Raw genomic sequence first — 24,498 nt, 5'->3', positions numbered from 1 at the left:
CATATTTCATAGAGGATTTTTACAATGCGCATCTAGAATAATTAGTAGTTAAAAATATACATAGCGTCATAGGAGGAAATGAGAAAATATGAGAAGAAGAATCAGGAGATCCATTCAGCGCAGGCTGTTAAAAGCCACGTTGGCATTTACGGCAGCGGCAAGTGCTATCGTTATTTCTTTTCCAGCTGCAGCTGCGGAAGAGGGAAATGTTAAGGTTCAGCTGCTGGGAATTAACGATCTGCATGGGAAAATAGACGTGACAGGTACGCTTGCGAATGATCCGAAGAAATATGGACAGGCTGATTACCTTGCGGCTTATTTGCACCAAAGGGAAGCGACCAATCCGAACACCATTATGATGCATTCCGGTGATATGGTGGGAGGAAGCTCACCGATATCCGCTTTGCTGCAGGACGAACCGACTATTGAAATCATGGAATCCATCGGTATTGATATTGGAACGGTCGGAAATCATGAGTTTGATGAAGGGGTTCCGGAAATGAACCGCCTTATTAAAGGCGGCGATCATGTAAACGGAACAAAAGGATACGACGGAATGAACTTTCCGCTCGTCGCGGCAAATGTAAAATATAAAGATACCGGAAAATTGGTTCTTGATCCTTATAAAATCATAGAATCTGGCGGAGAAAAGATTGCCTTCATTGGCGTAGCAACGACTGCCACTCCCTCAAATGTAGTAGCATCAGCTGTAGAAAATATCGATTTTACGGATGAAGCAGAAGCGATTAATAAGTATGTTCCTGAAATCAAGAGTCAAGGTGTAAAAGCCATCGTTGTTCTTGCCCACGTTCCTGTAGAAGGAGTTGGTACTCCGACAGGGGAGCTTTCTGATTTGGCGAACAAAGTAGATGACGAGGTGGATGTCATTTATGGTGCCCACAATCATAAGAAAGCGAATGGCCTAGTGGATAATAAATTGCTCGTTCAAGCCTGGGAATACGGCAAGGCATTTGTTGATGTAGATTTAGAGATTGATCGAAATACCCATGACATTGTTAAGAAGCAGGCAGAAATCGTAGATGTCGTTCAGGAAAACATCACTCCGGACCCGGCTGTTAAAGGAATTCTTAAAAAGTATGCTGATCAAACAGGTCCAAAGCTGAATGAAGTGGTGGGAAAAACGACTGAAGCGATTGAAGGAGGCTACGGTAAAAAAGGTGCCGTGGGGGACAATGCATTGGGCAATTTAATTGCAGACGGAATGAACGATGCGATGAAGAGTGATTTTGCCCTCATGAATGGAGGAGGAATCCGCGACGTTATTAATGCGGGGGATATTACATGGGGAGAATTGTTTAATGTTCAGCCTTTTGGAAATTACCTTGTGAAAACGTCCGTTACTGGTGAAGGACTGCGTGATATCGTCAATGCCCAAATTTCCTCTCAGTACGGCCCTGACTGTTCAATCGGAGGCTTCACATACAAATGGGATGGAAAAACAAACAAAGTAACGGAATTGAAAATGGCGGATGGTTCGCCTGTTCAGGATAAAAAAGTGTATACCCTGACTGTGAATAACTATATGTATGATCACGCGGATGATAAATACCGGATCCGTGCGAACGGTACAGGAAGAACAGATGGAGCGGTAGATTTAGACGCAACCGTGAATTATGTGAAATCCTTCAAGGAGCCTATCGCTTATAAAGCATCAGGGAGAATTTCAGAAGGTCCTGCTGGAGAAACTCCTTCAGAATGGGAAATGGAAAAGGAGCAAAGCCCTGTTGGCCGATTGATCCTGAAAAAACCGGTGAAACTTATGAAGCTTGAAAAAGACGGATCCATTACGGAAATTCGTACAGTAAATGCAAAGGAAAACCTTCGTGTGTATGGTTCTAACAGCAAATGGCATAACGTGGGCGGTAACTACTTTGTGGCCGCGGATCCCAATGCTGTACTTTATACAGGAAGAGTTTTGATTAAAGAGGACATGAAACTGTATTCTTCAAATGGACTGGTTTACCGAACGCTTAAAAAGGGAGAAGCAGTAAAAGTTTATTCTTTGGAAGAGGATAAATATCAGGTTGGGAATGGCTACTATGTAAAGAAAGACCGCAGCGCTGTATATTTTGAAGGGATGGTTTCCATTTCCGGAGATGTTTCGCTTTGGAAGGATGGAAAATCCGTAAAGACCCTGAAGAAAGACAGTATGTACCGAGTATACGGAGTAGAAGATGACCTTCTGTATGTTGGCGGCGGTTATTCGATCAAGCTTGAAGCAGGCAAGGTTTCTTACAGCAAAAACTAAAAAGGAAAACGGGGAAGGACTTCTCTCCTTCCCCATTAAAAATATTGGGGGAAACAAGATGAAAAAGAAAAACAGTTTAGTAAACCTTTCCTTGGCAGCAGCAGTCGCTTTAAGCGCGATATCACTTCCAACAGCCTTTCCTGTAGCAGCTCAAGGGGAGACAGCAGAATCCATTGTAAAGCTGCGCTTAATGGAAACAACAGACATACATACATTTGTTACAGATTATGACTATTATTCCGATCAGGCTAAGGAAACCTTTGGTTTGACGAGAACGGCAACTTTGATTGATAAAATGAGAGCAGAGGCTAAAAACTCTATCCTTGTAGACAATGGGGACTTAATCCAGGGAAATCCTCTTGGAGAATACATGGCTAAAGTGAAAGGCCTGAAAGAAGGAGACGTTCATCCGGTCTATAAAGCGATGAACCTGATGAACTATGACGCTGCAACGTATGGCAATCATGAGTTTAACTATGGTCTTGATTTCCTGAATGAAGCGGTGGATGACGCAAACTTTGCCTATGTGAACGCGAATGTATACAAAGCGGATGGAGATCAAAATCCGGATAATGATGAAAACTACTTCACTCCATATAAAATTGCAGAGAAGAAAGTAACAGATGAGTCCGGTGCAGAACAGACAATCAAAATCGGTTATATCGGTTTCGTTCCGCCGCAAATTAATACATGGGATAAAGCGAACTTGGAAGGCAAAGTCGTGACGAAGGATATCGTTAAATCCGCACAAAAATTCATTCCTGAAATGAAGCAAAAGGGCGCTGACATCATCGTTGTTCTATCCCATTCCGGACTTGATCCGGCTGCACAGAGTGACGGAGCTGAGAACGCTGTATTTGACCTGGCTACAAAGGTTTCGGATATTGATGCCATTGTTTCGGGACATCAGCACGGCCTGTTTCCTGGAGACGCGAAATATAACAATATCGATAAAATTGATAACAAAAAAGGAACCGTTAATGGCATACCAGTCGTTATGCCTAAGAACTGGGGCTCACATCTTGGCCTAATCGATATGACTCTTTCTAAAATGAACGGGAAATGGGAGGTTTCTGATTCCCAGTCAGCAGCTTCTCCAATTTATGATTCAGCTGCAAAAAAATCACTTGCCGAGCCTAAAAAAGAACTCGTCGATGCAGTAAAAGCTGAGCATGAAGGTACTCTGGAATATGTGCGGAAAGAAGTTGGACAGACTTCGGCCCCGATTAACAGCTTCTTTGCTCTTGTGAAGGATGATCCATCCGTACAGATCGTAAATGACGCACAGCGCTGGTATGCAGCTTCGAAGATGAAAGGAACAGAGAATGAAAAGCTTCCTCTTCTCTCAGCTGCAGCTCCGTTTAAAGCGGGCGGGCGCAATGGCTCCGGATATTTTACAAATATCCCAAAAGGAAAGCTGGCGATCAAAAATATCGGGGATTTGTACCTTTATGACAACACCCTTCAAATTGTGAAGCTTAAAGGCTCAGATGTAAAAGAATGGCTTGAAATGTCAGCGGGGGCATTCAATCAGGTTGACCCTTCAAAAACAGAGGAACAGCCGCTTTTAAATCCGGAATTTGCATCCTTTAATTATGATGTAATCGATGGTGTTACTTACAAGATCGATGTAACGAAACCTGCAAAATACGCACCTGACGGCAAGATTAAAAACGCTGATTCAAGCCGAATCAAAAACCTGCAGTATAATGGCAAACCGATTGACATGAATCAGGAATTTTTAGTTGCTACGAATAACTACCGTGCCAGCGGCGGAGGAAATTTCCCTGGTGTGACTCCGGACAAAATCGTTTTCAAAGCACCAGATGAAAACAGACAGGCATTGCTCCAGTATATTCAGTCAAAATCAGTGCTTGACCCAAGTGCAGACGAAAACTGGTCCTTTGCAAAAGTCGATTCGAAAGGAAAAGTGACTTTTAATTCTTCACCGGAAGCAAAAGCTTCTGTCCCGGCAGATGGTACGATTGCTTATAAAGGAGAAGAGGCTGAGGGATTTGCGGGTTATCAGCTTGATCTTTCCAGGATGAAAGAAGAGGAAGAAGCGAAAGATAACATTGGCGAAATGGAAATCGGGATGCTTCCATCAGCAAGACTAATTGTAAAACAGCAGGTTGATATCATGAAGCGGAACGCTGATGGAACTCTTGTAAAACACCGCACGGCAGCGAAAAACGAAACCATTCGTGTTTATGGCAGCAATGATGGATGGTATAACGTCGGAGGCGAGTATTTCATTAAGAAAGATTCTCAAACAGCTGCATACAAGGGCAGAATTCTTGTAATGAAAGAAACGAAGTTATACTCTTCAACTGGAATGGTTTACCGCACGCTGAAAAGAGGCGAAGCCATTAAGGTTTATAGTTCTGATGATACAAAGTATGAGGTTGGCGGTGGCTTCTATGTGAAAAAGTCCGCTGATGCCCGTTATTTTGAGGGGATCGTAACGATAAAAACGAATGTTCCGCTTGTTAAAGATGGCAGCAAAACCATCATGCTCAAAAAAGGTTTGCAATACCGTGTTTATGGAACGGAGGGCAAAAGCCTAATGATGGGCGGAGGCTACACCATCCTGCATGATTCTTCAAAGATGACTTATTCTAAAAACTGATTTTAAGACGCCTGATCCCCTCCCATGGGGCAGGCGTTTTTTAAGGTTGAATTTTGTGGTATAGAGTATAGGAGATACTAAAAGAGAGAAGGTGACAGAATGACACTAATTTTTGGACATAGAGGTGCGGCCGGGACAAGACCGGAAAATACAATGATATCATTTAAAGAGGCGATTCGTTTAGGGGCAGATGGAATTGAACTTGATGTTCATCTTAGCAAGGATCACATACCGGTTGTCATTCATGATGAAACGCTGGATCGAACGACAAATGGTTCGGGATTTGTAAAAGACTATTCAGCTGATGAAATCGTTCGTTTAGATGCAAGCTGGAAATTTGAGGAGTATAAGGAAGAAGCGAGAATACCGCTATTAAAAGAGGTTTTGGAATGGGCTTCTGCAAGCGCTGAACCATTTATCATTAATATTGAATTAAAGAACAATATGATCGAGTATTCAGGGCTTGAGGAAAAAGTAATTAACTTGGTGAAACAATTCGAATTGGATGAGCGAGTGATTTTATCATCCTTCAATCACTCAAGTATGGTTTTAGCTCTCAAAACAGAACCCAGGATTGAGACAGCCCTGCTTTACACAGACGGTATCTACAAGCCTTACGATTATGCCAGAAGAGCAGGCGCAAGGGCCATCCATCCATTAATGAGGACTGTTAAAAATGAACTAATCGACTTATCAAGGGAAAACAGTATCTCTGTCCGTCCTTTTACCGTTAATGATGAGAAGGAAATGCACATGCTATTCGAATGGGAAAGTGACGGTTTTTTTACCGATTATCCTGGAAAAGCAATTGAAATAAAGAAATCGATAAAGTAAAAGAAAGGAAGGCATCCCAGGAGGAGTGCCTTCCTTTTTATTATCTTTTGCTAAAACGCTTCTGAACCTTATTATGCTTGCGGTCCCGATAAAAAATAAATCCTGCAGTGAAACCGAGCCCTCCGATGAACAATAGAACTCCAAGAATGAATTGAACAAGCAAAGAAGGAATAGGCGGTTGAAGAATACCAAAAAAAAGATCCCGCAAGAGTTTGATTCCATAGGCAGCCATAATGCCCGGTATTAATACGATGAGTAATGCTATAATTCTGGACATCTCTGTAACCCTTTCCAATTGCTATTATTAAGTATATTTTTCGCTTTTAAAAAAGATTTGTCAAGGCAGTTCTGTGTGATATGATTGATTTGTGCAATAATTTGCAAAATAAGATGTTTAGGATGAAAAACTTTTCATGTTCAAAGGGGATCTTTATGCAAAAAGTGTTGCTTGTGGGTGCAGGTAAAGGCGGAACAGTCTTGTTGAAAATGCTCATCGAAACTAAGCTGATGAAAGTAGCGGCTGTTGCCGACATTGATAGTGAAGCTCCGGGAATCGTTTATGCAAGAGCGAAGGGAATTCCAGTGCACACCAATTGGAAAATGCTTTTCACTGAAGATATTGATGTTGTCATGGAAGCGACGGGGGACCCGCAAATCATGGACGGCCTTTTGAAGGCCAGAAGCAGCCGAACCATCATCGTTCCCTCAACCGTGGCACTGATTATATCAAGATTAATTAGAGAAAAAGAGCAGCTGATTACGAGGCTGAAAGAACAGACTGGCAAATATACGACGATTTTTGATTCAACAAATGACGGAATGATCGTAATTGATGCGAACGAAGACATCATTTTATTCAACAGAGTGGCAGAAAATGTGACAGGACACATGAGAAATCATGTGCTGGGCAGGAAAATAAGAGAGGTCATTCCTTCAACCAGGCTGCCAGAGGTTCTTTACAGCCAGGAACCGGAATATAACCAGGAGCAGGTTCTGGATAATGGGCTAAAAATCATTACAACTCGAATTCCTATTATGAATGAAGACGGGAGCCTAAGGGGAGCGCTCTCCATTTTTAAGGATATTACAGATGCCGTACAGCTTGCTGAAGAAGTTACAAATCTCCGGGAAATTGAAACGATGCTGACAGCTATCATTCAGTCATCAGATGAAGCAATTTCGGTAGTGGATGAAAAAGGGAGAGGGATTCTCGTGAATCCTGCATACACCCGAATGACCGGTTTAAAGGAAGAGGACATTATTGGCCTGCCTGCTACTACTGATATTTCTGAAGGAGAGAGCATGCATCTAAGGGTGCTTCAGACGAGGCGCGCTGTTCGGGGTGTCCGGATGAAAGTTGGGAGCAGCAGCAAGGATGTTTTGGTCAATGTTGCACCAGTTATTGTTGACGGTAAGCTGAAAGGAAGCGTAGGAGTTATTCACGATGTATCTGAAATAAAGACGCTGACAACGGAATTGAGCAGAGCGCGTCAAATCATCAGAACACTTGAAGCAAAATACACCTTTTTAGATATTATCGGAGAAAGTGAAGAAATGAAGCTCGCGATTGAACAGGCGAAGCTTGGCGCCAAAACGCCTGCTACCGTTCTTCTCCGCGGAGAATCGGGAACAGGAAAAGAGCTGTTTGCTCATGCAATACATAATGAGAGTGACAGGAAATATAACAAGTTTATTAGGGTTAACTGTGCTGCTATTGCGGAAAATCTGCTTGAGAGCGAGCTTTTCGGTTACGAGGAAGGTGCATTTTCCGGTGCTAAACGGGGCGGAAAAACCGGCTTTTTTGAGGAAGCGAACAATGGAAGCATATTTCTGGACGAAATTGGAGAGCTTTCCCCGCAAATGCAGGCAAAGCTTTTGCGGGTACTTCAGGAAAAAGAAATTGTCCGCGTAGGCGGGACAAAGCCAATTCCTGTTAATGTCAGGGTAATTGCTGCTACTAATATAAAAATTGAAATGGCTATGACAGAGGGGGCTTTTCGGGAGGACCTCTATTACCGGCTGAATCGGTATCCAATTTCCATTCCTCCTCTCCGGCAGCGTAAAGGTGACATTGTCCCATTATGTGTCCATTTGATCAGGAAAATTAACCAGGATTACGGAAAGAATATTGAGGAGATCTCCCCGGAGGCTGCTCAAATTCTTCACTCACATGATTGGCCGGGAAACGTAAGGGAGCTTGAAAATATTTTGGGAAGAGCCATGATTTTTATGCACCCCTCTGAAAGGTGCATAAATGCTGTCCACCTGCCAGATTTCGTTTCGCGAAAACAGGCTCAATCCGCTTCTGGAATTGATTTGAGCCAGCCGGAAATGACTCTGTCAGAGGCAATGGAAAGGACCGAAGAAGACTTTATTAAAGCATCCCTGCAAAAATTCGAGTATAATCGGACGCGAACGGCTAAATCTTTAGGAATCTCTCTTCGAAGTCTTTATTACAAGATGGAGAAGTACGGAATTGCAAAACATAGCACGCAGTAATGTGCATAGTGTGCAATAATTTGCAGAGTTGGCTCCTCGTGTATACAGAGTTGTCAGCGTTTGTATGTTGGCATAGTTCTTGCTTAGATAAACTATGGGTGCAGAATTTTTGAAGAGGGTGATTCAAGCATGAAATTGCAAACAGTTCTCCAAAATGCAGCCGGAATACAAGGGAAAAGAGTTGCAATCGCTGCTGCAGAAGATCATGAAGTCATTGAAATGATCAGGAAGGCACTCGAACTAGGCTTAGCAGAGTTTATTCTTTTTGGAGATGAAATGAAAATTTATGCCCTGTTAGAGGGGAAAATCGGCACAAGCCATTCTATTCGGATTGTACATGCCCAGTCTCCAAAGACTGCTGCAGAAATGGCCGTAAAAGCAGTAAGAAGCAAGGAGGCCGACGTTTTAATGAAAGGCGGCTTACCAACAGCTGTATTACTGAAGGAAGTTCTGAATAAAGAATACGGCCTTCGTACAGGAAGTGTATTGTCACATGTTGCAGTTTTTGATATCCCTTCAATGGACCGGCTCCTTTTTCTGACAGATGTAGCTATGAATATGCAGCCGGATCTTCAGCAAAAGCTTCAAATTACTTCAAATGCCGTTATGGTAGCGAATAGGCTTGGGGTTGCTAACCCAAAAGTTGCTCCAATTGCCGCTGTTGAAGTAGTGAATCCTTCTATGCAGGCCACTTTGGATGCAGCCGTATTAACACAGATGAATCGCAGAGGGCAAATCGAAGGCTGTCTAATCGACGGACCAATGGCGCTGGATGTCGCAGTATCTAATGAAGCGGCCATTCATAAGGGAATTGAAAGTGAAGTAGCCGGGCAAGCAGATATTCTGCTGATGCCGAATATAGAAGCGGGCAATGTTTTTTACAAATCATTGACTTATTTTGCCCAGGCAAAGGTTGGCGGACTCATTGCAGGAGCAAAAGCTCCAATCATTTTAACGAGCCGTTCTGACACTGCTGAAAGCAAATTGTATTCCCTAGCACTAGCAATCTGTACTACGAATGAATAAATACAAATGAAAATCAGGGAGGAAACAAAGATGGAACTTTTCAAATATATGGAGCAATACGATTATGAGCAAGTGGTATTCTGCCAGGACAAGCAATCAGGTTTAAAAGCAATCATTGCGATTCATGATACGACTCTTGGACCTGCCTTAGGCGGAACACGCATGTGGACATACGAATCCGAAGAAGCAGCTGTTGAGGATGCACTTAGACTTTCACGCGGCATGACCTATAAAAATGCAGCTGCAGGATTGAATCTTGGCGGAGGAAAAACGGTTATTATTGGAGATCCGAGAAAAGATAAAAATGAAGAAATGTTCCGTGCATTCGGCCGCTACATTCAAGGGTTAAACGGAAGATACATAACTGCAGAAGATGTTGGTACAACAGTTGAAGATATGGATATTATCCATGAGGAAACGAAATTTGTTACGGGTATTTCTCCGGCATTCGGCTCTTCTGGAAATCCATCCCCTGTCACTGCATTTGGCGTATACAGAGGAATGAAGGCAGCTGCTAAAGAAGCATTCGGATCCGATTCGCTTGAAGGCAAGGTAATCGCGGTACAAGGGATAGGCAACGTAGCTTTCAATCTTTGCCGCTACCTGCATGAAGAAGGGGCACAGCTGATTGTAACAGATATAAACAAAGAAGCTGTTCAGCGTGCGGTGGAAGAATTTGGTGCGAAGGCTGTTGATCCAAATGAAATTTACAGTGTGGACTGCGATATTTACGCTCCTTGTGCGCTAGGTGCAACAATAAACGACGACACGATCCCTCAGTTGAAGGCACGTGTTATCGCGGGAGCAGCAAACAATCAACTGAAAGAAACACGTCATGGAGATACCATTCATGAAATGGGAATTGTGTATGCACCGGATTACGTGATCAACGCCGGCGGAGTAATTAACGTAGCAGATGAACTTTACGGCTACAATCGCGATCGAGCTCTGAAAAAGGTTGAAAGCATATACAGCAACATTGAAAGCGTCCTTGAAATTGCGAAGCGTGACAGCATTCCGACTTATAAAGCGGCAGACCGTCTTGCGGAAGAAAGAATTGAGCGCATGAGAAATTCAAGAAGCCAATTTCTGCAGAACGGCCAGCATATCTTAAACCGCAGATAAAAGAAGCGGACTATATACGATTTGGATTTGTTTAGAAATGGAGGACATTCTTTTGCAGGAAACAGATTATCGGATATTGGTGCTCAATCCCGGATCAACCTCGACCAAAATCGGCGTGTTTGATTCCGATCGGCCCATCTTAGAGAAAACCATCAGGCACAGCACAGAGGAAATCAATGAATTTCCATCTGTCATCAGCCAATATCATTTTCGGAAAAACGCGATATTAGAAGCAATGGACGAGGAAGGGATCAACATTTCAAAGCTTTCTGCCGTATGCGGAAGAGGGGGTCTGCTCCGCCCTATAGAGGGTGGCACCTATAAGGTGAACAGCAGGATGCTGGAGGACCTGGAAAAGGGTTATGCCGGCCAGCATGCTTCCAATTTGGGCGGAATCATTGCCCATGAAATTGCTTGTGGATTAAATATTCCAGCTTTCATAGTAGATCCCGTTGTAGTGGATGAAATGGAACCCATAGCTAAAATATCCGGTATGCCTGCAATTGAACGCAAAAGCATCTTTCATGCCCTGAATCAGAAAGCGATGGCTAGAAAAGCAGCAGCGCAATACGGAAAAAAGTATGAGGAACTCAACATCATCGTGACCCATATGGGCGGCGGGATTACTGTCGGTGTCCATAAAAAAGGACGAGTTGTAGATGTAAATAATGGTCTTCACGGCGACGGGCCATTCAGTCCGGAACGTGCAGGAACTGTTCCGGCAGGAGACCTCATTTCCATGTGCTTTTCAGGAGACTATTACCGTGAAGAAGTGATGAAGAAGCTTGTAGGACAGGGCGGAATGGTTGGCTACCTTGGTACAAATGATGCTATTAAAGCGGAGAAAATGGTTGAAGATGGAGACGAAAAGGCAAAGCTTGTAATGGATGCTATGGCTTATCAGGTAGGAAAAGAAATTGGCGCGGCGAGTGCAGTATTAAAAGGAAAGGTCGACGCCATTGTTCTTACTGGAGGTCTTGCACATGGCAAACGTTTTGCCTCACTCATTTCCAGTCATGTAGATTGGATCGCGGATGTCCTTATTCTGCCGGGTGAGAATGAATTGCAGGCACTGGCTGAAGGTGCTCTTCGGGTATTAAAAAAAGAAGAACAGGCTAAAGAATATCCCGGAACGAAGAAACCGGCTAAGGTATTCGGCTAGCAGAAGGGAGTTTATTTTATGGCGACAGAATATGATCTCGTTATTGTCGGCGGAGGAACTGGCGGATATGTGGCAGCGATCCGCGCTTCTCAGCTTGGATTAAAAACAGCCATTGTTGAAAAAGGCTTGCTCGGCGGAACCTGTCTGCATGCAGGCTGTATCCCAAGCAAAGCACTTCTCAGAAGCGCAGAGGTTTTTGCACAAACGAAGAAATCAGAAGAATTCGGGGTTTCCGTTTCTGGAGTAGAACTGAATTTTCCGCGGGTGCAGGAACGGAAACAAGGTATTGTTGATCAGCTCCATAAAGGTGTGCAGCACCTAATGAAGCAAGGGAAAATCGATGTGTATGAGGGACTTGGCCGAATTTTAGGCCCTTCTATTTTCTCGCCTATGCCTGGTACGATCTCCGTAGAGATGAATAATGGCACCGAAAATGAAATGCTGATTCCTAAAAATGTGATCGTCGCTACAGGCTCGCGTCCCCGTTCCCTCCCAGGTCTTGAAATAGACGGGGATACAGTGCTGACATCAGATGATGCACTGAAGCTGGAAAGTTTACCAGATTCCATGATCATCGTCGGAGGCGGAGTAATTGGAATAGAATGGGCTTCCATGCTGTCTGACTTCGGTGTCCATATTACAGTGATCGAATATGCAGACCGGATTCTTCCGCTGGAGGATGCCGAAATTTCCAAAGAAATGCAGCGTCTTCTCAAGAAAAAAGGGGTCAACATTGTAACGGGAGCTAAAGTATTGCCGGAAACGTTGAAAAAAGAGAACGGGGTTTTCGTTGAAGCTGAGAAAAATGGATCCAATCAGTCATTTGAAGCCTCAAAAATGCTCGTATCTGTAGGAAGACAGGCTAATGTAGAAGGAATCGGTCTTGAAAATACGGATATTCAGGTAGAAAAGGGCTTTATTAAAGTAAATTCATACATGCAGACGAAGGAATCGCACATCTATGCGATTGGGGATGTGAACGGAGGACTTCAGCTGGCACACGTGGCATCGCATGAAGGAATTTTGGCTGTAGAGCATATAGCAAACCAAAATCCTCATCCGATTGACTATTCACTTGTCTCGAAGTGTATTTATTCCACTCCGGAAGCTGCAAGTGTAGGGTACACCGAGGAGGAAGCGAAAGAAAAAGGCTACAATGTTAAAACCGGCAAATTTTCTTTCCGTGCCATTGGAAAAGCACTAGTGTACGGGGAATCTGATGGATTTGTGAAAATCGTAGCTGATAAGGATACCGATGATCTATTAGGTGTTCATATGATCGGACCGCATGTAACCGATATGATTTCAGAAGCGGGCCTTGCGCGTGTGCTCGATGCCACTCCGTGGGAGATTGGCCGCACCATTCATCCTCATCCAACGTTATCGGAAGCAATTGGTGAAGCGGCGCTGGCCGTTGATGGAAAAGCCATCCACAGCTGATTCAAGCTTGCCTGATGTACGGTGTAAAAGCACGAGTGAAAAATACAGACTAATAGCGCCGCAACCTGCGGCCCTGAACGAACCGTCAGAGAAAAACACCATTCCGCTGATGGAAGTTATGATTAAGGAGGGATTATCATGGCTGAAAATCGTCATGCTGCACTTGGGCTTTCAGATGAGCAAGTGCTTGAAATGTACAAAACAATGGTTATGGCAAGAAAAATTGATGAGCGGATGTGGCTATTGAACCGCTCCGGGAAAATCCCGTTTGTTATTTCCTGTCAAGGGCAGGAGGCAGCACAGGTAGGAGCGGCGTACGCGCTGGACCGTGAAAAAGATTATGTTCTTCCTTATTATCGCGATATGGGTGTTGTGCTGACATTCGGAATGACGGCTAAAGATTTAATGCTTTCAGGCTTTGCGAAAGCAGAAGATCCGAACTCAGGCGGACGCCAGATGCCAGGACATTTTGGGCAGAAATCAAACCGTATTGTAACAGGGTCCTCACCAGTAACAACTCAGGTACCTCATGCAGTCGGAATCGCGATGGCGGGAAGAATGGAAAAGAAAGATATTGTGACGTTCGTAACATTTGGAGAAGGTTCCTCCAACCAGGGTGACTTCCATGAAGGAGCTAACTTTGCAGGAGTACATAAACTTCCGGTTATTTTCATGTGCGAAAACAACAAATATGCGATTTCGGTTCCATATGAGAAGCAGGTAGCGGCTAAAAATGTATCCGACCGTGCCATTGGATATGGCATGCCTGGATTTACAATTGACGGAAATGATCCGCTTGAAGTATATAAAGCAGTAAAAGAAGCAGCTGAACGCGGCCGCCGCGGAGAAGGCCCGACTCTGATTGAAACCATTTCCTACAGGCTGACTCCTCACTCCAGTGATGATGATGACAGAAGCTACAGGGAACAGGAAGAAGTAGCCGAAGCGAAAAAGAATGATCCAAATGTAAAATTCGCTGCTTACTTGAGAGAAGCAGGTGTACTTACAGATGAAGTAGAAAAAGCCATCTTGGATGAAATCATGCAGGCTGTGAATGAAGCAACTGATTATGCAGAAAATGCGGCTTATGCAGATCCTGAATCAGCAATGAAGCATGTATATGCGGAGTAAGGAGGAGAAAAAATGGCAGTAATATCTTATATTGATGCCGTCACGATGGCAATCCGGGAAGAGATGGAACGCGATGACAAAGTATTTATTTTAGGAGAAGATGTCGGGAAAAAAGGCGGCGTTTTTAAAGCCACTTTTGGATTGTATGACCAATTTGGGGAAGAGCGTGTCATTGATACACCGCTTGCAGAGTCGGCTATTGCGGGCGTTGGAATCGGAGCAGCCATGTACGGAATGCGTCCGATTGCCGAAATGCAATTTGCCGATTTCATTATGCCGGCTGTAAACCAAATTGTTTCAGAAGCAGCGAAGATCCGCTACCGTACGAATAATGACTGGAGCTGTCCAATCGTAATCCGTGCTCCTTATGGCGGTGGAGTTCACGGTGCTCTATATCATTCCCAGTCCGTTGAAGCACTTTTTGCCAATACACCAGGCTTGAAAATTGTCATGCCTTCTACTCCGTATGATGTAAAAGGACTGCTCAAAGCTGCGATCCGTGAAGAGGATCCTGTTTTGTTTTTCGAGCACAAACGTGCATACCGCTTAATTAAAGGGGAAGTTCCTTCAGATGATTACGTGCTGCCAATTGGAAAAGCTGATGTGAAAAGAGAGGGAGAGGACATCACGGTTATTACATACGGTCTTTGTGTCCATTTTGCGCTTCAAGCTGCGGAAAGACTGGCACAGGACGGAATTTCTGCGCACATCCTTGATTTGCGAACCGTTTATCCGCTTGATAAAGAAGCAATTATGGAAGCGGCCTCTAAAACAGGTAAGGTTCTTTTGCTGACAGAGGATAACAAAGAAGGAAGCATTATGAGCGAGGTTTCAGCAATTATAGCTGAAAATTGCCTGTTTGATCTTGATGCTCCAATCATGCGTCTTGCGGGACCTGATGTTCCTGCTATGCCTTATGCGCCGACAATGGAAAAATACTTTATGGTGAATCCGGATAAAGTGGAAGCGGCTATGAGAGAGCTTGCTGAATTTTAATCTTTTATAAAGGGAGTGCCAATCGATGGGAATGGAACAAATGACCATGCCCCAGCTTGGGGAAAGTGTTACAGAAGGTACGATCAGCAAATGGCTGGTTTCGGTAGGAGACAAGGTTAACAAATACGATCCGATTGCGGAAGTTATGACAGATAAGGTAAACGCTGAGGTTCCTTCTTCCTTTTCAGGGATTATTAAAGAGCTCACAGCTGAAGAAGGGGACACACTTGAGGTCGGACAAGTGATCTGCAAGGTGGAAGTAGAGGGAGGCGCTCAAGAAGAAGCTCCTTCAGCTGAACAGGCACCTGCGGAAACGTCAGTTAAGCCCGAAGGCAGTGGCGATCAATCTAATAAAAAAAGGTATTCACCGGCTGTCCTGCGCCTTGCCCAGGATAACGCAATCGATCTTGAGCAAGTGAACGGCACCGGAGCTGGCGGGAGAATTACACGAAAAGATCTGCAGCAGCTGATTGACGGCGGTACAGCACCAAAAGCCGGTGCTCAAAGCAGCGCGGCGGAATCCAAGCAGCAAGCACCGGCAGAAAAGAAAGAAACGATAACAGAGCAACCGGCACACACTCAAGCTACTCAAGCTAAGGCAGCCCCAGCTTCGGTTTCAGTTGCTCCTGGAGACATTGAAATTCCGGTAACAGGTGTACGAAAAGCAATAGCTGCCAATATGCTTAAAAGCAAGCATGAGGCTCCTCATGCCTGGATGATGGTTGAAGTGGATGTTACAAGCCTTGTGGAGTACCGCGGATCCATAAAAGATGAATTCAAGAAGAAAGAAGGCTTCAACTTAACCTTCTTTGCGTTCTTTGTAAAAGCTGTCTCGCAAGCGCTAAAAGAATTCCCGCAAATGAACTCCATGTGGGCGGGAGACAAGATTGTACAGAAAAAAGACATCAATTTATCCATCGCTGTCGCCACGGATGACGCATTATTCGTCCCTGTCATTAAACAAGCCGATGAAAAAACGATCAAAGGAATTGCCAGGGAAATTACGGAGCTTGCCGGAAAGGTAAGAAGCGGAAAGCTCGGTTCCAATGATATGAAGGACGGTACCTTCACTGTGAATAACACGGGTTCATTTGGTTCTGTTCAGTCAATGGGAATTATCAACCACCCGCAGGCTGCAATCCTCCAAATCGAGTCGATCGTAAAGCGTCCGGTTGTGATGAACAATGGAATGATTGCCGTTCGCGATATGGTTAATCTGTGTTTATCTCTTGATCATCGTGTATTAGACGGTCTGGTTTGCGGACGTTTCCTTGCTAGAGTGAAAGAAATTCTTGAAAATATTTCGAAAGAAACGACGTCTGTTTATTAAGAAATAAGGCTGAACACCAACTTCTATAGTGAATTGAAAAGAGGCTGGGACAAATCCCTGTAAATAAGAGAGGCCGTCGCAAATAAGTTGCGACGGCCTCTCTTTCTATTTTTTCGTGCATTTTTAATGAAGAATATAAGGACACCTTCTGATAAAATTAAAGTTACCACACAATAACCATCGGAGGTGCCCTTATGTATAAACAGTATAACATGGACCAAGTTGTTTTGCCCCTGGATTTAGAAATGAAACTCGATGAAAAAGACATTGCCTACACCGTTCATCATTTGGTTGAACAGATTCCCAACGAAGCCTTTTCTAGTTTCGTACGCGAGACCGGGTGTCCAGCTTATCATCCGAGAATGATGATGAAAATTATCTTATGCGCCTATACCCAATCTGTTTTTTCTGGCAGAAAAATTGAGGGACTCCTTACAGACAGCGTTCGGATGATGTGGCTTTCTCAAGGGTATGTCCCGTGTTATCGAACCATTAACCGGTTCCGTGTCCATCCGGAAGTTAAACACCTTCTTCGTCAAGGCTTTGTCCAATTTCGCTGTCAGCTGGTTCAAAAAAAGCTGATTGATGCCGAGGCGATTTTTATTGATGGAACCAAAATTGAAGCCAACGCCAATAAGTTTACATTTGTCTGGCGAAAATCAGTGGAAAAATTCAGTGCCAGTTTGATGGAGAAATCCAGCCAAATCTATGATGAACTATTGAAAAAAGATATTATTCTGGCCATCGAACGGGAAAGTCAGGAAGAACTCAAGATCGAAGAACTCTCCGTAATCGCCAAAAAACTAGAAGAAAAAGTCGAGGACCTGACTCAAAAAATAGAAGCAAGTGATGATATGAAAGTTCGGAAAGAACTTCGTTCCATGCGCAAAGAACCAAAGAAGCTTCATAAGATGTTTTCAGATTTTATGAGGCGCAAACAAAAATATGAGAACGATATGAAAATCTTCAAGGAACGCAACAGTTACTCCAAGACGGATTTGGACGCGACGTTCATGCGAATGAAAGATGATTACATGAAAAATGGACAACTCAAACCCGGTTATAATGTTCAGATTGCGACTCAAGGCCAATTTACACTCGCTTACGATTTATTTCCAAACCCAACGGATACACGCACATTCATTCCATTTTTGAATCATATTGAGAAGCACTTCTTCACACTCCCGGAGTATATCGTCGCGGATGCGGGGTATGGAAGCGAAGAAAACTACGCGGATGTCATAGAGAATCGAAAACGGACACCGCTCATTACCTATAATACCTATCGTAAAGAGAACAAAAAGAATTTCAAGAAGAACGAGTTTCACGCCGCCAATTGGACGTACAAGGAAGAAGACGACTCGTTCATATGCCCACAAGAAAAACGATTACCGTTCCAATATGTATCCCATCGCACCGATCGAAACGGCTTTAAGCGAGAGATGAAAGTTTACGAATGCGAGGATTGTTCCGATTGCCCTCTACGCGCTCAATGTACAAAAGCGAAGGATGGGAATAACCGCAAGGTCTATTACAATGAGAAGTGGGAACAACAAAAAAATCAGATCAAGCAGCAGCTTTCGGAAGAAAAAACGGGTTCCATCTACGCTCAGCGAAAAATTGACGTAGAACCAGTTTTTGGATATCTGAAGGCTAATTTGCGTTTCAACCGAATGTCCGTCAGGGGCAAGAACAGGGTTGAAAACGAACTAGGCTTTGCCTTCATGGCGGTGAACTTGAAAAAGTACACCGCCATGAACACATAAAAGTACAAAGAAAAGCAGATTTCAACATAAAATAGGGTCCCGATCAGAAAAACCATCTGATCGGAACCCTTTACTTATTTTTTCTGGTTAGTTTTGTCCCAGACTCTTCCTGTTTCTCTATTTCGTTTCCTCATTAGGTACCAAAAAGTCTAAATGCTGATTTAAGACCTTTATTGTTTCAGGTGTACCGGAGTATACTTCCCCATCAGTATCTGCCTTCATCGGCGTTTCTGTTGTGATTTCCATGTTTGCTCCTGTGAAATGAAGAAGATCCGATTCGTTGTTGTCCCACTGTGACGCATCTTTCATGGTAAGCAAATCCCTTATGGTAGCTAAGTTTGTATTTTTTAAAATAAACACATCTGCTTTTCCGTCATCCGGTTCAATACCAGGGTAAGGGAGAGGATTGGTGCCGATAAATCCACCGTTTGCTACAATCACCATCACAGCCTCTCCATCAAATTCCTGATCATCCGCCTTTAAATGGACAGGAAATGGATCCATTTTCTGAACCGTGCGAAATGCACTTAAAAAGTAGCTGATCTTTCCGAGCATCGCCTTTTCAGCCCCCACAATATTGTTGGAGGTTTCAGTAATCAAACCGATTCCCCAGAAATTCAGGAAATATAGCTCACTCGCCTGGAGCACATCAATCTTGCGTTTGCTGCCATTTGATAAAACTTGGACCGCCTCTTTCAAATTTGCAGGTATCCCTAATGTCCTCGCAAAATCGTTGCATGTTCCGCCTGGCAATATGCCAACTGCCGGCCTGTTCTTCAGTTGAGCGAGTCCATTTATGCATTCGTGTACCGTTCCGTCTCCACCTAGAATATAAACGATGTCCATCTCTTCTCCATACAATTCGCAGTACCGTTTTGCATCCAAAGCTCGCTGCGTCTGCAGAATCAGGAGATGCGGGCTTGCCTTCGTCAGCACCGGTACGATAATTTGAAGGCTTTTTTCTACATTTTTCTGTCCGGCGCTGCCATTAATGATTAACATGGTTTTTTTCATAAACGCTCTTCCTTTACCTACAGAATCGTTACAACTAGTATACCACCACGGGAGAGGATGAAAACTACACCCTGCAATTGCTGGATATAAATAGTTATAATACAATAAGGTATGGGATAGGAAACGCATTTCCTTATAAATGAAAACGCATTCTTAGGGGGTGGGCTTCCAATGGGAAGCAGAAAATGAACAAGGGGCAGAGTACGCAGGAAGCTACAGAGCAGGCATGGCTTGAAGCAGTCAGCAAAGCGCTAAAAGGAAAGTCTGCTGAATCACTTAAGACCATTACAAATGAAAAGATCATTTTGAAACCGCTTTATTTAAAAAAAGATTCAGTACAAGTTTCAGAGCCTGGAGAGGCTCCTTACATAAGGGGTACTAAGAAAATAAGAGAGATGTGGAAAACGTCACAATCGATTGATCATTATGAATCGATCGATCATCTCGTCTCCGCTCTGGATTCTGCGGACGAAAAAGGGTTAAATTCCTTTTATTTATCTTCTCTGCAAACCATCCTGGAGCAGGGTAATTTTCAGAAGCTCATAGCTCATCTAAAATCAAGCAATCTTCATTATATAATCGACTTTGAAGAGGCTCCGGAGCTTATGGCTTCTTTTGCAGCAGAGATGAAGAGTCTTGGAGAGGGAACGGCAGGATGTGACCCATATGAGGCGGTGATGCAGGGCAACCTTGAGGACCTTGATCATGCCCTCTGCTGGATGATGGATTATACGGAAGCGGCTGCAGGATCAGGTAATCAGAAAACCATCCTTTTTAAAGGAGATCTGCTTCACAATAGCGGCGCAAATGCTGTTCAGGAACTGGCCTATACCTTTGCGAAAGCCATCGATTTTTTAAATTGGTGCAGAGAAAATGGAAAATCAGCTGAGCTCGCTGCAGGAAAATCTGCATTCAGTTTCTCATCCGGATCCCAATTTTTCATGGAAACAGCGAAGCTCCGCGCAGCACGCCTGCTGTGGAGCTCGATTGTTTCCGCGTTTGGAGGGGACCTTGAAGCGCAAAAGCTTTATACACACGTCAAAACATCCTCCTTTAATAAGTCACGGCTGGATGTTCATGTGAATCTCCTCCGCACGTCAACCGAAGCCTTTTCAGCTGTGCTCGGGAATGCGGATGCCATTACCATTCTTCCCTTTGATGAGGTGAATGGCGGCTCTATTTTATCTGAGCGGGCAGCAAGAAATATTCATTATCTGCTGAGTGAGGAAAGCCTGCTTGGAAAAGTTAATGATCCTTCCGGAGGATCATGGTATATCGAGTCGCTTACACAGGAATTAGCCAAAGCAGCGTGGGATAAAATCTTGGAAATCGAAGAAAACGGTGGTTTTCTGAAGGTGCTTCAAGAGGGTGATATTCAAGCTGAATTATCTGCCGGCTATGACGCGCTGGCTGAGAGCTTGAATATTCAAAAGAAAAGGATGATCGGCGTCAATTATTACGCTAACCCTGAAGACCGGATTGAAGCAGCTGAGAAACACATACCTATCTCCCTTTGGCCGAAGGAATCCTTTAGCGAATCCAGATCTAAATTAGATGAAGGCAAAAAGATAAGTTATGAAACCATTAATAAAAAGACAGCACAGATCAAGCCCGTTCGATTAGCGGAATCCTTTGAAAACCTGAGAGTAAATGCGTTGGAATATACACAGCAAAAAGGCGTGGCACCATCCGTACAAATAGCTGTTCTCGGTAGTCTTAAAGAATATAAACCCCGTCTTGATTTTCTGGCGGGCCTGCTTGACTCAGGAGGAATAGAAGCCTGCATAACGCCATTCTCTGGAGCAGATTTAAACAAACCAGTGTTTTTATGCGGTAGCGATCAAAGCTATATAGAATATAAGAATGAGATTTTTTCTTTTATCCGAAACGCAAAGTCAGAAATATATACAGTCGGCAAACAGCCCGCTGAATGGGAAGAAAGACTGTCCATCCAAAGGGAAGTTGTTATGGGGATGAATCGACTGGCATTTCTTGAAGAGCTGCAAAACGTATTGGGGGTTCATAACTGATGGAAAGAGTACGGCTTACAGCAGACCATTTACATGTAACTGAAAATACAGCAGCTAATGAAACCGCACAGCCTGTATTTGAAACGAATGAAAAAATTCAGCTCAAGCAGTGGTACAGTGCGGAGGATGCATCAGGCACAGAAGAATCTTTCCCCGGGCTCGCTCCTTTTACAAGGGGGCCTTATGCAGCGATGTATGTGAACAGACCTTGGACCATCCGGCAGTATGCGGGCTTTTCTACAGCTGAGGAAAGCAATGCCTTTTACAGGCGCAATCTTGCTATGGGGCAAAAAGGATTATCCGTTGCCTTTGACTTGGCTACGCATCGGGGCTATGATTCTGACCATCCGCGTGTAGAAGGGGATGTTGGAAAAGCAGGAGTGGCGATCGACTCCATCTTAGACATGAATATTCTTTTTGATGGCATTCCTCTGGATGAGATGAGTGTTTCGATGACAATGAATGGAGCCGTGCTGCCGATCATGGCATTCTACATCGTTTCCGCAGAAGAGCAGGGAGTTGCGCTGGATAAGCTTACAGGTACCATCCAAAATGATATTTTGAAAGAATACATGGTTCGGAATACGTACATTTACCCCCCGGATATGTCGATGAGAATTATTGGCGATATTTTTAAGTATACGGCCCAGAACATGCCGAAATTCAACAGCATCAGCATTTCGGGCTACCATATGCAGGAGGCTGGAGCGCCGAATGATATAGAGCTTGCCTACACGCTTGCGGATGGCCTTGAATATGTGCGGACCGGGCTGAAAGCAGGAATGGATATCGATGCCTTTGCACCGAGGCTCTCGTTCTTTTGGGCAATCGGCATGAATTATTTCATGGAAGTAGCGAAAATGCGGGCTGCCAGACAAATGTGGGCTAAACTCATCCAGCCATTTAATCCTAAAAATCCAAAATCGCTGGCGCTTAGGACGCACTCGCAAACATCCGGCTGGAGCCTTACAGAGCAAGATCCGTTTAACAATGTGACGAGAACGGCTATTGAAGCGCATGCGGCTGCAATGGGTCATACTCAATCTCTTCATACGAATGCATTGGATGAAGCAATCGCTCTGCCGACTGACTTCAGTGCAAGAATTGCGAGGAATACCCAGCTTTATCTGCAGGAGGAAACCGGCATCTGCAGCGTAATTGATCCATGGGGAGGATCCTACTATGTTGAATCTCTTACAAATGATTTAATGGAACGGGCTTGGAGTTTAATAGAGGAAGTGGAGGAGCTCGGCGGAATGGCCAAAGCCATTGAAACCGGCCTTCCAAAGATGCGGATTGAAGAAGCAGCGGCCAGAAGGCAGGCCCGGATTGATTCAGGGATGGAAACGATAGTTGGAGTCAATCGATTCAGACTTGAAAAAGAAGACGACCTGGATGTGCTGAATATTGATAATACGGAAGTGCGAAACAAACAAATTGAAAGACTTCAAAAGCTTAAAGCTGATCGGGACGAAGCAAAGACAGAGCAATCGCTGAATGCAATCACAAAGTCTGCTGAAACAGGGGAAGGCAACCTGCTTGAGCTGGCAGTAGAGGCAGCAAGAAACCGTGCTACGCTTGGAGAGATTTCATTTGCAATTGAGCGCATTTCAAAAAGACATCAGGCGGTGATCAGATCTGTGAGCGGCGTATACAGTTCCGAATATTCCAATGAAGAAGAGATCAGCTCAGTCCGAAAGGCAGCCGATGAATTTCAGGAGTATGAGGGAAGAAGACCAAGGATTCTGATTGCAAAGATGGGCCAGGATGGACATGACCGAGGTGCGAAAGTGATTGCTACTGCTTTTGCCGATTTGGGATTTGACGTGGATATCGGACCGCTTTTCCAGACACCTGCTGAAACCGCTGCACAGGCCGTAGAAAATGATGTCCATGTAGTCGGAATGAGTTCTCTTGCAGCCGGTCACAAAACCTTGCTGCCGCAGCTGAAAGCAGAACTGAAAAGGCTTGGGAGGGAGGACATTTTGATCATCATCGGCGGTGTAATTCCTTATAGAGACTATGATTTTCTTAAAGAAAACGGAGCAGCTGAAATTTTTGGACCCGGTACGGTCATTCCTGCCGCTGCAAGGAAGGTACTGGACAAGCTTTATGACGTTCTTGGATATGAGGACGTTAAGGAAGAACGATGAAGAGAAAACGAGAACATCGCCCGATCGATCCAGATTACCTTGCAGAAGGAATAATAAGGGGAGACAGAAGCATTCTGGCTCAGTCGATAACCTTGGTTGAGAGCAATGCGGAGCGGCATTTTGATGCAGCTCAGAGCCTGCTGGATAAGGTTTTATCAAAAAGGACCAGCTCGATCCGCATTGGAATAACGGGAGTACCCGGAGCAGGAAAGAGCACGTTTATTGATACGTTCGGAACCTATTTATGCAAGAAAGGCCATAAGGTGGCAGTGCTTGCTGTTGATCCGACCAGTCATGTTTCAAAGGGCAGCATACTCGGCGACAAAACAAGGATGGAGAGGCTTTCTGTAAACCCGGATGCCTTTATTCGGCCGTCTCCTTCAAGCGGAACCCTTGGCGGGGTAGGCCGGAAAACAAGGGAAACGATGCTGCTTTGCGAGGCTGCCGGATTTGACATCATTCTTATAGAAACGATGGGAGTCGGACAGGGGGAATACCTTGTTCGGGGCATGGTTGATTTCTTTTTGCTGCTAGTCCTTACAGGAGCAGGTGACGAGCTGCAGACCATGAAGAAGGGGATAATGGAGCTTCCAGATCTCGTTGTGGTAAATAAAGCAGATGGAGGCAATCTCCCGCTCTCTAAAAAAGCAGTACAGGAATACAGCACAATGCTTCATTTTCTGAAGCCATACACCGAGGGCTGGACCACGGAGGCCCTGCCGGCAAGTGCCCTGAAAGAAACAGGGATTCAGGAGGTTTGGGAAAAGATAGAGGCATTCCAGAAAACAACGAGGGAATCTGGATTGTTTGAAAAACGGAGGCGCGGACAGCAAAAGGACTGGCTCCACGAAAGTATAAAAGATGAGCTGCTCTATGCTTTTTACAAAAATCCGTCCGTGTTGGAACGGCTCTCAGCAGCTGAGCAGAATATAGCAGAAGAGAAAGCAGCTGTCTCAGCGCTCGTCAAAGAGCTTGTTGAGGAATTTTTAAAATCAAAAAGCTAATCATCCGGTTTGCGGAAACATCCCTGCTCTTGGTAAAATAAACAGTAGGAGCGATCTTCACCAGTTTCAAAGCAGACTATTGTGATGTGT

At 44.3% G+C, this 24,498-nt stretch carries 17 protein-coding genes; 15 read left to right on the top strand and 2 right to left on the bottom strand.

Annotation, left to right across the window (positions count from 1 at the left end; translation table 11 throughout):
• Positions 1–88: 88 nt before the first annotated feature.
• The 3 genes from WCV65_RS13055 (at position 89) to WCV65_RS13045 (ending at position 5,732) form a co-directional block, all read left to right on the top strand.
• Positions 89–2,269, top strand: coding sequence for a 5'-nucleotidase C-terminal domain-containing protein (locus tag WCV65_RS13055; protein ID WP_338777035.1), 2,181 nt, complete (start codon positions 89–91; stop codon positions 2,267–2,269).
• 58 nt (positions 2,270–2,327) lie between these two features.
• On the top strand, positions 2,328–4,898 hold the full coding sequence (locus WCV65_RS13050; RefSeq protein ID WP_338777033.1) for a bifunctional 2',3'-cyclic-nucleotide 2'-phosphodiesterase/3'-nucleotidase: 2,571 nt from the start codon (positions 2,328–2,330) through the stop codon (positions 4,896–4,898).
• Positions 4,899–4,997: 99 nt separating this feature from the next.
• Positions 4,998–5,732 (top strand): glycerophosphodiester phosphodiesterase, encoded by a 735-nt coding sequence (locus WCV65_RS13045; RefSeq protein ID WP_338777031.1) that lies wholly within the window; start codon positions 4,998–5,000, stop codon positions 5,730–5,732.
• A gap of 40 nt (positions 5,733–5,772) precedes the next feature.
• On the opposite strand, the gene WCV65_RS13040 is transcribed toward WCV65_RS13045, so the two are convergent.
• On the bottom strand, positions 5,773–6,009 hold the full coding sequence (locus WCV65_RS13040) for a DUF2627 domain-containing protein (protein ID WP_035404099.1): 237 nt from the start codon (positions 6,007–6,009) through the stop codon (positions 5,773–5,775).
• 155 nt (positions 6,010–6,164) lie between these two features.
• Between WCV65_RS13040 and WCV65_RS13035 the strand changes: the two genes are divergently transcribed.
• The 9 genes from WCV65_RS13035 (at position 6,165) to WCV65_RS12995 (ending at position 18,207) form a co-directional block, all read left to right on the top strand.
• Entirely contained in the window at positions 6,165–8,231 is a 2,067-nt protein-coding gene (locus tag WCV65_RS13035; protein ID WP_035404101.1) for a sigma-54-dependent Fis family transcriptional regulator, read from the top strand.
• 129 nt (positions 8,232–8,360) lie between these two features.
• Positions 8,361–9,257, top strand: coding sequence for a phosphate butyryltransferase (yqiS, locus tag WCV65_RS13030; protein WP_338777028.1), 897 nt, complete (start codon positions 8,361–8,363; stop codon positions 9,255–9,257).
• A 30-nt stretch (positions 9,258–9,287) separates the two neighbouring features.
• Entirely contained in the window at positions 9,288–10,382 is a 1,095-nt protein-coding gene (bcd, locus tag WCV65_RS13025) for a branched-chain amino acid dehydrogenase (RefSeq protein ID WP_338777026.1), read from the top strand.
• A 52-nt stretch (positions 10,383–10,434) separates the two neighbouring features.
• Positions 10,435–11,544 (top strand): butyrate kinase, encoded by a 1,110-nt coding sequence (buk, locus tag WCV65_RS13020; RefSeq protein ID WP_035404108.1) that lies wholly within the window; start codon positions 10,435–10,437, stop codon positions 11,542–11,544.
• An 18-nt stretch (positions 11,545–11,562) separates the two neighbouring features.
• Positions 11,563–12,984, top strand: a complete 1,422-nt coding sequence (gene lpdA / locus WCV65_RS13015) for a dihydrolipoyl dehydrogenase (RefSeq protein WP_338777022.1) — start codon at positions 11,563–11,565, stop codon at positions 12,982–12,984.
• A gap of 138 nt (positions 12,985–13,122) precedes the next feature.
• Positions 13,123–14,115 (top strand): thiamine pyrophosphate-dependent dehydrogenase E1 component subunit alpha, encoded by a 993-nt coding sequence (locus WCV65_RS13010; protein WP_035404112.1) that lies wholly within the window; start codon positions 13,123–13,125, stop codon positions 14,113–14,115.
• A 12-nt stretch (positions 14,116–14,127) separates the two neighbouring features.
• The gene (locus WCV65_RS13005; protein WP_338777019.1) at positions 14,128–15,111 is read left to right on the top strand and encodes an alpha-ketoacid dehydrogenase subunit beta; all 984 of its coding nucleotides are present in this window, start codon (positions 14,128–14,130) and stop codon (positions 15,109–15,111) included.
• Between the two features lie 25 nt (positions 15,112–15,136).
• On the top strand, positions 15,137–16,441 hold the full coding sequence (locus WCV65_RS13000) for a dihydrolipoamide acetyltransferase family protein (protein ID WP_338777016.1): 1,305 nt from the start codon (positions 15,137–15,139) through the stop codon (positions 16,439–16,441).
• Between the two features lie 194 nt (positions 16,442–16,635).
• Positions 16,636–18,207, top strand: coding sequence for an IS1182 family transposase (locus WCV65_RS12995; RefSeq protein WP_338777014.1), 1,572 nt, complete (start codon positions 16,636–16,638; stop codon positions 18,205–18,207).
• Between the two features lie 117 nt (positions 18,208–18,324).
• On the opposite strand, the gene WCV65_RS12990 is transcribed toward WCV65_RS12995, so the two are convergent.
• Positions 18,325–19,221, bottom strand: coding sequence for a YegS/Rv2252/BmrU family lipid kinase (locus WCV65_RS12990; protein ID WP_338777013.1), 897 nt, complete (start codon positions 19,219–19,221; stop codon positions 18,325–18,327).
• A gap of 185 nt (positions 19,222–19,406) precedes the next feature.
• Between WCV65_RS12990 and WCV65_RS12985 the strand changes: the two genes are divergently transcribed.
• Genes WCV65_RS12985 through meaB form a run of 3 tightly spaced genes read left to right on the top strand, consistent with a single transcriptional unit; the run spans position 19,407 to position 24,408 of the window.
• Positions 19,407–21,251 carry a methylmalonyl-CoA mutase family protein gene (locus WCV65_RS12985; protein WP_338777012.1) on the top strand — a complete coding sequence of 615 codons (1,845 nt, stop codon included), beginning with the start codon at positions 19,407–19,409 and terminating at the stop codon, positions 21,249–21,251.
• Complete coding sequence (gene scpA / locus WCV65_RS12980) at positions 21,251–23,404, top strand: methylmalonyl-CoA mutase (protein ID WP_338777011.1); 2,154 nt, start codon at positions 21,251–21,253, stop codon at positions 23,402–23,404. Before WCV65_RS12985 ends, scpA begins: the two co-directional genes overlap by 1 nt.
• Positions 23,401–24,408: a methylmalonyl Co-A mutase-associated GTPase MeaB gene (gene meaB, locus WCV65_RS12975; RefSeq protein ID WP_338777010.1), complete on the top strand. Its 1,008-nt coding sequence runs from the start codon at positions 23,401–23,403 to the stop codon at positions 24,406–24,408. The genes scpA and meaB overlap by 4 nt, the downstream gene beginning before the upstream one ends.
• Positions 24,409–24,498: the final 90 nt, after the last annotated feature.

It is taken from the genome of Metabacillus sp. FJAT-52054 (genome assembly GCF_037201815.1).
In the GTDB taxonomy this organism is placed as follows: domain Bacteria; phylum Bacillota; class Bacilli; order Bacillales; family Bacillaceae; genus Metabacillus_B; species Metabacillus_B sediminis.
This window is presented reverse-complemented; position numbering and strand designations above follow the sequence as displayed.

Bases quoted from the DNA above. Each gene is read 5' to 3' on its own strand.
- WCV65_RS13055 (WP_338777035.1), top strand. From the start codon at position 89: ATGAGAAGAAGAATCAGGAGATCCATTCAGCGCAGGCTGTTAAAAGCC.
- WCV65_RS13050 (WP_338777033.1), top strand. From the start codon at position 2,328: ATGAAAAAGAAAAACAGTTTAGTAAACCTTTCCTTGGCAGCAGCAGTC.
- WCV65_RS13045 (WP_338777031.1), top strand. From the start codon at position 4,998: ATGACACTAATTTTTGGACATAGAGGTGCGGCCGGGACAAGACCGGAA.
- WCV65_RS13040 (WP_035404099.1), bottom strand. From the start codon at position 6,009: ATGTCCAGAATTATAGCATTACTCATCGTATTAATACCGGGCATTATG.
- WCV65_RS13035 (WP_035404101.1), top strand. From the start codon at position 6,165: ATGCAAAAAGTGTTGCTTGTGGGTGCAGGTAAAGGCGGAACAGTCTTG.
- yqiS (WP_338777028.1), top strand. From the start codon at position 8,361: ATGAAATTGCAAACAGTTCTCCAAAATGCAGCCGGAATACAAGGGAAA.
- bcd (WP_338777026.1), top strand. From the start codon at position 9,288: ATGGAACTTTTCAAATATATGGAGCAATACGATTATGAGCAAGTGGTA.
- lpdA (WP_338777022.1), top strand. From the start codon at position 11,563: ATGGCGACAGAATATGATCTCGTTATTGTCGGCGGAGGAACTGGCGGA.
- WCV65_RS13010 (WP_035404112.1), top strand. From the start codon at position 13,123: ATGGCTGAAAATCGTCATGCTGCACTTGGGCTTTCAGATGAGCAAGTG.
- WCV65_RS13005 (WP_338777019.1), top strand. From the start codon at position 14,128: ATGGCAGTAATATCTTATATTGATGCCGTCACGATGGCAATCCGGGAA.
- WCV65_RS13000 (WP_338777016.1), top strand. From the start codon at position 15,137: ATGGGAATGGAACAAATGACCATGCCCCAGCTTGGGGAAAGTGTTACA.
- WCV65_RS12995 (WP_338777014.1), top strand. From the start codon at position 16,636: ATGTATAAACAGTATAACATGGACCAAGTTGTTTTGCCCCTGGATTTA.
- WCV65_RS12990 (WP_338777013.1), bottom strand. From the start codon at position 19,221: ATGAAAAAAACCATGTTAATCATTAATGGCAGCGCCGGACAGAAAAAT.
- WCV65_RS12985 (WP_338777012.1), top strand. From the start codon at position 19,407: ATGAACAAGGGGCAGAGTACGCAGGAAGCTACAGAGCAGGCATGGCTT.
- scpA (WP_338777011.1), top strand. From the start codon at position 21,251: ATGGAAAGAGTACGGCTTACAGCAGACCATTTACATGTAACTGAAAAT.
- meaB (WP_338777010.1), top strand. From the start codon at position 23,401: ATGAAGAGAAAACGAGAACATCGCCCGATCGATCCAGATTACCTTGCA.